Raw genomic sequence first — 10,615 nt, 5'->3', positions numbered from 1 at the left:
TACTCTACCCGAAGATTTTTGTTAATTCCTTGTGATAGATGAATTGTAAATGAATCCACCTCAAAAAATCATATACAAGCATCTGACAAGTAGCTATAAAATTTTGTTTTTGTCTTTTTAGATTTACTCTGATATAATCTAAACCCTTTCTAAAGAAGCTATTAGCTTTATATCCATGTTTTTTGACTTTAATCATCTTTACTTTTTGATGGAGATATTGACCTGTTTTCAGTGCTATAGCTACAGCAATACTAACAAAAACCAACAATTTACTAAGTTTTTCGTTTCCTTTAATATGAGTAGTTTCTAAATCAAAGCCCCTTTGTTTGAAAGTTTGAAACAGAACTTCGATACACCACCTATGTCGGTAAAGATTTCCTAACTGCTTGGCTGGCAGATTACCTATCAGAAACAAAAAGTCTTTATTATCTAATTTCTTTAGCATAGTATTGCACCAGATTCCATCGACCAAACATGTTTCAAAGTAACGCTCCTGTTGATGGGACAATAAGTCGTTTATTGAACAAACAGCCCCATTCTTAAGTGTTATCAAATGGTTTTTAGGTAATCTCATACAGAAGTTTATCTGCCTGTCTTTTAGATACTTTAGCCATTGAATACCAATAAATTCCCTATCTCCAACTATCAAACCGATTCTATCCAAACCTATCACATCTACAATTGATTGTAATAAGTCACACCTGTCTTTACAATTACTATTACCTGAATTATTATCTAATAACTCCCAATACAATGGAATCCCTATTGAACCATTTTTGGCAACTATCATCAAAATATTGCATTGATAAATGCCGAAGTCCCATTCGGTTCTATCTATTGATAATTGAAGTTTACCTTTAGGTAAAAACATTAATAGTAAGAGACATACTTGCCTGTAATCGAAATCATAATCCTTAAAAAATGCCTGTATTCTACGTTCAACTGATTCTAATGTAGCTTCACTCTCAATGTGCAAGGCTATTTCTTTAAATTGCACCTTCCGGCTTTCGAGCATCCCTATCAGAAAATCACCAATGAATTTTTTCCTTGATAGATTCTTAGCAAGAGGTATTTTATCAAAAATCTTTATAATTTCGTCCCTAATGAGTTTTCTCATTCTAAAAGGTTGGTTTTGTTTGCTTGGTCGCTACAAAATTCAGCCTTTTTGTTTATAAATTAAAAATCTTCGGGTAGAGTAAATCTGACTATAGACATAGTTCAGTTCTTCCGGCACACATATATCATCAAATCTACCGGTAACCATCAGAATATTCTGATGATCAATTTTATTGAGTTTGTATAGCATTTCGTACTTTTCTTCCTCTTTAAGTATCAAACTTCTCAAATCACTTTCGTTGAGCAAAGTTCCGATATATACAGGTACAGGATTATAAGGTGAAGCAAATATGGCTTTCATGTAATCACGAACCTTTAAACTCTTTTCAGGATAGCTTATATAAATAAGGTCTTCAACATAATTATTCCATTGAATCATCAATTGATAAGGATTCTCTCCGTCCAGTTTTTTAATTTCAGGATTCTTTTTAAGCCATTCAAATACTTCTATCCACTCGTTTACATGGTTTCCACGACTAATTTCAAGAGTAGCAGAGTTTTGCAGAAACTCATGTCTGAACTTCCATCTTAGTTTTTCGCTTAATCCATTATCAGTAGTTACGGGTGCATTCAGTACAATATACTGTGTGGGAATTCCTTCTTTGCTTTTTTCAAGCATATATCTCATTACTAAGGCTCCTCCAAAACTATGACCCATCATAATTATTTCTGCGTCATAGGCTTTTTTAAGAAAGGCTGATAGGGTGTGTAAATCTTCAACATAGGTGTCTAATATACTGTCCCCATAGCTAAATCTTCCTTGTTTGTTGCCTGTACCACGTTGTTCATAATAAGCTATGGCATAATCTTTCTCCAATGTATTTTTCCATTCAGGATAATCAATTGTTGCATAGTCGAGGGTATTAAGTGCAGGACCCCCCTGCACATAAAGAATAATTTTTTTGCTGGCAGTATTCCCTCTTACCATTACCGGAATCAGGTAGTCTCCATTCTTTACATGAAAACTCGTAATAGTGGCAAGTTCAGGCTCAAAAGGGGATTCAGAGCAAGACACCGATAGTAAAGCTACCATACAGGCAGCATACAAATGTTTTAGCTTTTGCATATTTTTTTGTTTTAATTGTAGGTGCTGATGATAGCAGCAATCTCAATTAAGGCAACCGTTACCTGATTATCCCCTACACAAAATCAGGAATTTGAGGTAACGGTAGGGTTTAGAAAAGCAACAGGTATATGAATATGAGGAAACTTTTGTATGGATAAGGAGGTGAGATAGATTTAGAGTAATGATTAAACGAGGCTAATTCGACAGAAAAACGCCTTTATTTCTCAATCAAATTTGTAAAAAAGGAAAAATATTCCTATCTTTGCCTTAGAATTGTGAAAAAGGAGGAGCGAAGCCCTCCTTTTTTCTTTGTATAGTCAGTAAACCCGTTTGCTCTCAGGGTTTCGGTACAGTGGAATTATGAATACAGAACACAGACAAAAAATCGAAGAACTTTTAGAACCACTGCTCGAAAACGATAAGTTTTTTGTGGTGGATATTAAAGTGTCTTTGTCGAGATTAAATAGTAAAGTTACCGTTTTGTTAGACTCCGATGCCGGAATTGGTATTGATGAGTGTAGCGAAATCAGTCGTAAACTGGGCAAGGAATTAGATGAAATTATGCCCGATAAATACACGCTCGAAGTTTCGTCGCCCGGGATAGATTTTCCTTTAAAAAGCGAAAGAATGTACCGCAAGAATATCGGACGGAATCTGAAAGTAGTATTGAATGATGGGAAAGAGGTCAAAGGTAAATTGGAGGGTCTTGCTAACCAGGAAATTACTTTGATTGAGGACAAAAAACGCACAGGAAAAGCGAAAAATGAACCCATCGAACCTATAATTATTTCACTTGAAAATATAAAAGAAGCACAAGTAATTATTTCATTTAAATAAAATTATAATTAAGAAATTAGATTTAATGAGTATTAGGAATGAGAAAACTCATTCACTAAATCAACAAAATCGCTAACTGATGAATAGAATATGCACAGCGGAGAGTTAATTGCATCGTTTTCAGAATTTGCCCGTGAAAAGAACATTGACCGTCCAACCATGATAAAGGTATTAGAGGACGTATTCCGGACAATGATTCGTAAAAAATTTGGTACAGACCACAACTTCGATGTTATCATAAATGCCGACAGCGGCGACCTTGAAATGTGGCGTACACGCGAAATCGTAGACGACAACTCTGAGGATATCTGGGATCCTGATAAAATCATGCTTTCAGATGCACAGAAGATTCAGCCTGACTTTGAAATTGGTGAAGAAGTGGCTGATGAAGTGAAGTTAGAAGATTTTGGTCGCCGTGTAGTACAGACTGCCCGCCAGACCTTAATCCAGAAGATTAAAGATTTAGAGAAAGAGATGCTGTATGCCAAATACAAAGATTTGGTAGGAGAGTTAATAATAGTAGAAGTTTATCAGATTTTAGGGAAAGAACTGGTTTGTCTGGATGGTGAAAGTAACGAATTGGTGCTGCCAAAAACGGAGCAGATTCCGAAAGACCGCCCAAGAAAAGGCACAAGCATCAAGGCAGTAGTTCATAAAGTTGAAATGAACAACGGAACACCACGTATTACATTGTCACGTACATCGCCGGTATTCCTTGAACGTTTATTTGAGCAGGAAATCCCTGAAATTCTTGACGGACTTATCTCTGTTCGTAAAATTGTGCGTGAGCCGGGCGAAAGAGCCAAAGTGGCTGTTGAGTCATACGATGACCGCATTGACCCGGTGGGCGCTTGTGTAGGTATGAAAGGTTCTCGTATTCATACAATTGTGCGTGAATTAGAGAATGAGAATATTGATGTTATTCAATGGACTGATAACCTGAACCTGTTGATTTCGAGAGCATTAAGCCCTGCAAAAATCAGTAGCATTCAGGTAGATAACGAGAAAAAACGTGTATCGGTTTATCTGAAACCCGATCAGGTATCGTTGGCTATCGGTAAAGGTGGCATGAATATTAAACTCGCTGGTAAGTTAGTAAACATGGAACTTGATGTATTCCGTGACCTTGAAGGAGAAGAAGAGGAGGAAGATGTTGACCTATCAGAATTCTCTGACGAAATCGAGGACTGGATTCTTGACGAGTTCCGCAAGATTGGTCTCGACACCGCAAAATCTGTACTGGCCTTGTCGGTAGAAGATATAGCCCGTCGTACCGAGCTTGAAGAAGAAACTATTGCCGAAGTATTAGAAATTTTGAGTAGAGAATTTGAATAAAAAAACTCAGGGAACAGGAGACGCTTAATTGGTGTTATCTAAATAAGCCTTTATATATGGTATTTCTGACTAAAAGGCTACCTTTGTAGCTTGAAGAGCTCCTGAAATGGAATTGGCTGAATTCAGGTCGTTGGAAGATTATGTGAATACAGGTTTCTGGTGGTGAGGTTTTTATTTCAGGTTTCTAATAAATCCGGCAACTCAAAATAAATCAACTGATTTTTAATTTACTTTATGATAGAACAAAAAGAAATGCGAATAAGCCTTGCGGCTAAAAAACTAAACGTTGGTATTACTACCATCGTTGAGAAACTAGCGGGTAAGGGGCATCGTATTGATAACAATCCAAATGCTAAACTCAACTTTGAGCAGTTAAACATCTTATCGAAAGAATTTAATAATTCTTCTTTGCTTGAAGAGAGCGCGGCTGTAAAACCTGCAGAAGAAACAAAATCATCTTCTTCTTCGGGTGATATGGATATCCTTTATTTTAGAGACCAACCAAAAGTCGAAGAGAAAAAAGTCGAGAAAACCCCTGAAGTAACCCCCGAGAAACCGGTGGAAGTGATTCGTGCAGAGCAAAAACTGCAAGGACCGACTATTTTAGGGAAAATAGATTTAGACAGAAAACCCTCTACACCATCGACACCAACACCTGAACCTCCTAAAACTGAACCTGTTGTAGTGAATACACCCAAGGTGGAAGAACCTCCGAAACAGGTGGTTGAACCTGTAAAACCAGTAGTAGAACCGCCAAAAACTGAAGAAAAAACTGAACCGAAGGTAGAGAAACAGGAAGAAGTGGTAAAACCGGTAATTGAAACGCCTAAAGTGGAAACAAAACCAGTAGAAGAACCACAAAAACCTGTGGAAAACCAGCGCCCTCAGCCACCTCAGAACAGAGATAATCAAGGCAACAGAGAGTACCCTCAGAACAGAGATTATCGCCAGAACCGTGATTATCCGCAGAATAGAGATAATCAAGGCAATAGAGATAATTCTCAGAACAGAGACAGAAATAATCAGGGACAGGGGAACAGAGATAATTCAGGTAACAGAGACCAGAATAGACCTACTAACAATAACTGGAATAACCAGAACCGACCTAATAATAACCCGAATCCGAATCAGGGACAAGGTACCAGGGATTCTGGTAACAGAGACAATACTGGCAACAGAGATCAGAACCGTCCTCCAAGACCTCCACAACAAGGTCAGCAAGGACAAGGTGGGTATCAGCAGAACAGACCGAATTTTGAGCAGAGACCGCCACAGAATCAACCTCAGAACCAGCAGTTCAAGAAACCGGTTCCAAAACAGGTTGAACCGGAGGAGGAAGATGAACCGGAATTGATTCAGGCGAGAGGAGAAAAACTGCAAGGCTTGAAAGTACTTGGCAAAATTGAACTACCTGTTGAGAAAAAGAGTAGCTCAAGTGCTGAAGATAAAGACGCTAAGCGCAAGCGTAAACGTAAGCGTGTAAAGAGAGCCGAAAAAGTAAATAGCAATGAGGGTAGTGCCGCTAAACCTAAGAATCCTGCAACAACCGGAACAGGAACGGCTAAGAAAGTTGACCCTAAGAAGAAGAAAGAACGTCGTGAAGAAGTATCTCAGACCGAGGTAAAAGAGCAAATCAAGCAAACGATGGCTCGTATGCAGACCAAAGGGCCTGACTTCGGAGCGAAATACCGGAAGGATAAACGTAAAATGCGTGCCGACCAGGAAGAGCAACGTGTTTTGCAAGAGCAGGAGGATAGCAACATACTGAAAGTAACAGAGTTTATCTCTGCTGCCGAATTAGCATCCATGATGAACGTACCGGTTACCGGGGTAATCTCAGCCGCTATGAAAATGGGTATGTTTATCTCTATCAACCAACGTCTCGATGCTGAGGTAATACAGATGATTGCGCTTGATTTTGATTTTGACGTGCAATTTATTTCAGCCGAAGATGAAGTTCAGGCAGATGCAGTAGATAAAGATGCCAACGTTGAAGATACCGAACCAAGAGCACCGATTGTTACCATCATGGGTCACGTTGACCACGGTAAAACATCCTTGCTTGACTATATCCGTCGGGCACGTGTAGCGGCAGGTGAGGCCGGGGGTATTACCCAGCACATTGGTGCTTACTCGGTAGAAATGAAAGACGGCCCGAACAAAGGTAAAAAGATTACTTTCTTAGATACCCCGGGTCACGAGGCTTTTACGGCCATGCGTGCCAGAGGTGCCAAAGTTACCGACGTAGTAATTGTAGTGGTTGCGGCTGACGATAGTGTGATGCCACAAACACGTGAGGCCATTAACCATGCGCAAAATGCAGGTGTACCTATTGTGTTCGCTATTAATAAAATTGATAAACCGGGTGCTAATCCGGCCAAGATTCGTGAAGATTTATCGAAAGAAAATATTCTCGTTGAAAGCTGGGGTGGTAAATATCAGGAACAGGAAGTATCGGCCAAAAAGGGAATCGGTATTGCTGAACTATTAGACAAAGTATTGTTAGAAGCTGAATTACTTGAATTAAAGGCAAATTCTGATAGAACAGCCATAGGTACAGTAATTGAAGCATCGTTAGATAAAGGACGTGGATATGTAGCTACTATTCTGGTTCAGAACGGTACACTGAAAGTCGGAGACATTATTCTCGCAGGGCCTTATTTTGGTCGTGTAAGAGCAATGGTTGACGATTTGGGTAACAGAATTAAAGAAGCAGGCCCATCAACGCCTGTACAGATTCTAGGTTTACCTGGTGCGCCACAGGCAGGTGATAAGTTTAATATCATGGAAACTGAGCGTGAAGCACGTGAAATCGCTAACAAACGTGAGCAGATTATCCGTGAGCAAAGCTTGAGAGCCAGAAAACACATTACACTTGAAGAAATCGGTCGTCGTAAAGCGATTGGTACTTTCCACCAGCTGAACGTAATTGTGAAAGGCGACGTGGATGGTTCGGTAGAAGCCTTGTCTGACTCATTACTGAAACTTTCAACCGAAGAAGTACAGGTTAGCATTATTCACAAAGGGGTAGGACAAATTTCTGAATCTGATGTGAACCTTGCTTCTACTGCCGATGCCATTATTATCGGATTCCAGGTTCGTCCGTCTAATAGTGCCAGAAAGATAGCTGATCAGGAGGAAATCGAAATCAGATTGTACTCTATCATCTATGATGCCATCAACGAAATCAGAGATGCGATGGAAGGTCTATTGGCTCCGAAAGAAGAAGAGACAATCGTAGGTACAATTGAGGTAAGAGAAGTCTTCAAAATCAGTAAAATAGGTACTATTGCGGGTTGTTATGTAACTGACGGAAGTTTCAAACGTAGTAACAAAGTACGTGTTATCAGAGAAGGTATAGTAATTCATGAAGGAGAAATTTCTGCACTGAAACGCTTCAAAGATGACGTAAACGAAGTAAGAACTAATTTTGAGTGTGGTTTGAGTATCAAAGGTTTCAACGACATTGAGGTAGGAGACACTATCGAAAGTTATGAAATCAAAGAGGTAAAACGTACGCTTTAAGATTAAATGATAAAAACAAAAGGCTTCTCAATCGGGAAGCCTTTTGTTTTAATAGGGTTTTATACACCCGGAATCGTCTCAACTACTATTTCATTTCCCGCTTTATCATAATAGGTGCAGGTCATTTGTGCAATATCTGTTATCCATTTATCAGTCCCTGTTTCAGCCGCTTGCTTGCAAAATGTGGGATAATCTGATTGCCCTTGCTGATGTTTTGTCAGGTATTCTTTAAATGCTTCCGGAGCACTTTCATCTGCTATTTTTAAAGGCACATACCTGGCATCTGACGTGAGCGTGTAACTATTAGCACCCATAAGCTCGGAATGACCGTCTTGTACATAAGTAATATATTTCAGAATCCCTAATGCTGATAAATCCTGAATATACTTCGGGAAATCTGCGCCACTTTTTACTTGGGCATGTGCTTCTTTGATTTGATTGAGCGTAAACATTTTTTGTAGAGTTTAAAATTTCTCAACAAAGGTCGCCAATCAACCAATCATGAAATTGTAAAAAAACGTTTACTTACAAAATCTCAATAGAAAGTTGGTGGCGGATTCAGAGTCAGATTCTGACGTTGGTGCCAGTACGGATAAGTTGGTGGCACATCACTCGCTTTATCCAATCGTTTAAGTTGTTCTGTAGTCAGCTGCCAACCCACGGCTTCAAAGTTTTCTTTCAGTTGTTTTTCATTACGGGCACCAATAATGATACTTGATACCGTTGGTCTTTGTAATACCCAGTTGATGGCTACCTGTGCAATGGTTTTTCCGGTTTCTGCCGCAATTTCTTCCAACACATCAACCACATTATACAAAACCTCTTCATTCACTGCTGCGGCCGGAATCGGGCTGCCTCCCTGTGCTGTACGGGTATCAGTAGGTTTAGGTTGATTACGTTTGTATTTACCGCCTAATAAGCCTGCTGCCAGCGGCGACCATACAATGGCACCTACTTTTTGGTCAATACCCAAAGGCATGAGTTCCCATTCGTATTCACGGTTGGTTAGTGCATAATAAACCTGATGCGCCACGTAGCGATTCCAGCCATATTTTTCTGATATAGCCAATGATTTCATCAGGTGCCAACCCGAGAAATTAGAAGCCGCCAGATACCTTATTTTTCCGCTCTGCACCAAGTCATCAAGGGTGCGCAGGGTTTCTTCTACAGGTGTAACCCCATCAAAACCGTGCATGTGGTAAATATCAATATAATCAGTATTCAGGCGTTTTAAACTTCCCTCAACCTGTTTTAGCAAATGAAAACGTGAAGACCCCTGATTATTAGGGCCTGTACCAAATGTGAAAGTAGCTTTGGTAGAAATCAATAACTGGTCTCGTTTGCCCGCAATGGCTTTACCCAGAATTTCTTCTGATAATCCCTGCGAATACACGTCAGCCGTATCAAATAAGTTGATGCCTGCTTCAAGGCATAAATCAACCAGACGAGTGGCCTCCTCTACCTGAGTGCTGCCCCATGCCTTGAAAAACTCGGTACCACCTCCAAAAGTAGCTGTACCAAAACTTAATACTGAAACATTTAAACCAGATGCTCCTAATTGTCTGTATTCCATGTGTTTTGAAAAATTAGTGAGTGTGTGATTGAGTGATTAATTGTATGATTTTGTCTGAACTTTGATTTACCCGCGCGGCGTCCGCTGATTTAAGGATTACACTGATAATTTTATTCAGCGAAATCAGGTCAATCAGCTAAATCAAAGTTCAGACATTTCAGGACCATATCCCATTCGGTAGTCGTATAAATGTAATGCTGTAGCTATCTTTGTAAAAAAAGGCAAAGATGAACTGTAGTCATTGTAATAGCGAAAATACGAAGAAGAATGGTCATACTCATTACGGTAAGCAAAACTATTTATGCCATAATTGTAATCGTCAATTTGTGGAGGGCGGTCAGGATTGGTTTGTGAATGAATCCGATAAAATTCTTATTAACAAACTACTCTTGGAGAGAATATCTTTATCCGGTATTTGTCGAGTATGTGATGTGAGTCAGCAGTGGCTATTATCTTACATCAAAGACTTATATAAATCCCTACCCGATGATTTAAACGCTGATTTGACTTTGCCGGATATTGAATCTTATTTAGGAGATAGAATGGATGAAGAAATCGGAAGGATAGAGGTTATAAAAAAAATTCGATTGCATTACAAGAGTACATTCAAGTATCAGATAATGAGGTAGTTATAGAAGATGTAGTTACTAATTATTACTTATCTGACATAGAAAATAACGATTTATTAGTCAATGAATTATATAGTAAACAGAGAGGGGTAAGGGTTGAGTATTATGGTATTCAATTAGATGAGATGTGGACTTTTGTAGGTAAGAGAGCCAATAAACAATGGTTATGGTTAGCACTAAACCCTATTAATAGACAAATTATTGCCTTTCATATAGGCAGTCGTTCAAGCAAAGATGCACAAGTTTTCTATGAAAAAATACCTGCTGTTTTCAAGGGTAATACTGGTTTTTTCTCTGACTACTGGCAAGCATACATAACTACTTTTGAAAAAGAGAATCATTTTGGAGTAGGAAAGGATAGTGGTTTGACGGCATATATTGAACGTTTTAATGGAACATTAAGACAAAGGGTAGCCAGATTAGTTAGAAAATCATTAAGTTTTTCTAAATCTTTAGAAAACCATATAGGAGCAATAAAGTATTTTATTTGCAATTACAATCTTGAAATAAAAGCATTACATTATTAGGATTACC

Annotated in this window: 9 protein-coding genes; 5 read left to right on the top strand and 4 right to left on the bottom strand. The window is 38.9% G+C overall.

From position 1 onward, the window contains the following. Positions 1–4 precede the first annotated feature (4 nt). Entirely contained in the window at positions 5–1,117 is a 1,113-nt protein-coding gene (locus EWM59_RS26780) for an IS4 family transposase (RefSeq protein ID WP_130019099.1), read from the bottom strand. A gap of 39 nt (positions 1,118–1,156) precedes the next feature. Beyond that, on the bottom strand, positions 1,157–2,182 hold the full coding sequence (locus tag EWM59_RS26775; protein WP_130024282.1) for an alpha/beta hydrolase: 1,026 nt from the start codon (positions 2,180–2,182) through the stop codon (positions 1,157–1,159). Between the two features lie 360 nt (positions 2,183–2,542). On the opposite strand from EWM59_RS26775, the gene rimP reads away from it, so the two are divergent. The 3 genes from rimP (at position 2,543) to infB (ending at position 7,879) form a co-directional block, all read left to right on the top strand. Continuing rightward, on the top strand, positions 2,543–3,019 hold the full coding sequence (gene rimP, locus EWM59_RS26770) for a ribosome maturation factor RimP (RefSeq protein WP_130024281.1): 477 nt from the start codon (positions 2,543–2,545) through the stop codon (positions 3,017–3,019). Between the two features lie 90 nt (positions 3,020–3,109). Next, a complete protein-coding gene (nusA, locus tag EWM59_RS26765) occupies positions 3,110–4,354 on the top strand; it encodes a transcription termination factor NusA (RefSeq protein ID WP_130024280.1) in 1,245 nt (414 codons plus the stop codon). Positions 4,355–4,588: 234 nt separating this feature from the next. Continuing rightward, complete coding sequence (gene infB, locus EWM59_RS26760; RefSeq protein WP_130024279.1) at positions 4,589–7,879, top strand: translation initiation factor IF-2; 3,291 nt, start codon at positions 4,589–4,591, stop codon at positions 7,877–7,879. A 59-nt stretch (positions 7,880–7,938) separates the two neighbouring features. Here infB and EWM59_RS26755 read toward each other — a convergent pair whose 3' ends face one another. Both EWM59_RS26755 and EWM59_RS26750 read right to left on the bottom strand, forming a co-directional pair. Continuing rightward, positions 7,939–8,331 (bottom strand): DUF1398 domain-containing protein, encoded by a 393-nt coding sequence (locus EWM59_RS26755; protein WP_130024278.1) that lies wholly within the window; start codon positions 8,329–8,331, stop codon positions 7,939–7,941. A gap of 83 nt (positions 8,332–8,414) precedes the next feature. Beyond that, the gene (locus tag EWM59_RS26750; RefSeq protein ID WP_130024277.1) at positions 8,415–9,452 is read right to left on the bottom strand and encodes an aldo/keto reductase; all 1,038 of its coding nucleotides are present in this window, start codon (positions 9,450–9,452) and stop codon (positions 8,415–8,417) included. Between the two features lie 227 nt (positions 9,453–9,679). On the opposite strand from EWM59_RS26750, the gene EWM59_RS28870 reads away from it, so the two are divergent. Then, positions 9,680–10,081, top strand: a complete 402-nt coding sequence (locus EWM59_RS28870) for an IS1/IS1595 family N-terminal zinc-binding domain-containing protein (RefSeq protein ID WP_445447097.1) — start codon at positions 9,680–9,682, stop codon at positions 10,079–10,081. Then, the gene (locus EWM59_RS26745) at positions 10,039–10,608 is read left to right on the top strand and encodes an IS1 family transposase (protein WP_310587907.1); all 570 of its coding nucleotides are present in this window, start codon (positions 10,039–10,041) and stop codon (positions 10,606–10,608) included. Before EWM59_RS28870 ends, EWM59_RS26745 begins: the two co-directional genes overlap by 43 nt. Positions 10,609–10,615: the final 7 nt, after the last annotated feature.

Origin of the sequence: Emticicia agri (assembly GCF_004168285.1) — a bacterium.
GTDB classification, from domain to species: Bacteria; Bacteroidota; Bacteroidia; order Cytophagales; family Spirosomataceae; genus Emticicia; species Emticicia agri.
The sequence above is the reverse complement of the archived record's forward strand: the minus strand, read 5'-3'. Positions and strand labels throughout refer to the sequence as shown.

Coding starts and splice junctions, on each gene's coding strand:
- rimP (WP_130024281.1), top strand. CDS start 2,543: ATGAATACAGAACACAGACAAAAAATCGAAGAACTTTTAGAACCACTG.
- EWM59_RS26775 (WP_130024282.1), bottom strand. CDS start 2,182: ATGCAAAAGCTAAAACATTTGTATGCTGCCTGTATGGTAGCTTTACTA.
- EWM59_RS26780 (WP_130019099.1), bottom strand. CDS start 1,117: ATGAGAAAACTCATTAGGGACGAAATTATAAAGATTTTTGATAAAATA.
- EWM59_RS28870 (WP_445447097.1), top strand. CDS start 9,680: ATGAACTGTAGTCATTGTAATAGCGAAAATACGAAGAAGAATGGTCAT.
- infB (WP_130024279.1), top strand. CDS start 4,589: ATGATAGAACAAAAAGAAATGCGAATAAGCCTTGCGGCTAAAAAACTA.
- nusA (WP_130024280.1), top strand. CDS start 3,110: ATGCACAGCGGAGAGTTAATTGCATCGTTTTCAGAATTTGCCCGTGAA.
- EWM59_RS26755 (WP_130024278.1), bottom strand. CDS start 8,331: ATGTTTACGCTCAATCAAATCAAAGAAGCACATGCCCAAGTAAAAAGT.
- EWM59_RS26750 (WP_130024277.1), bottom strand. CDS start 9,452: ATGGAATACAGACAATTAGGAGCATCTGGTTTAAATGTTTCAGTATTA.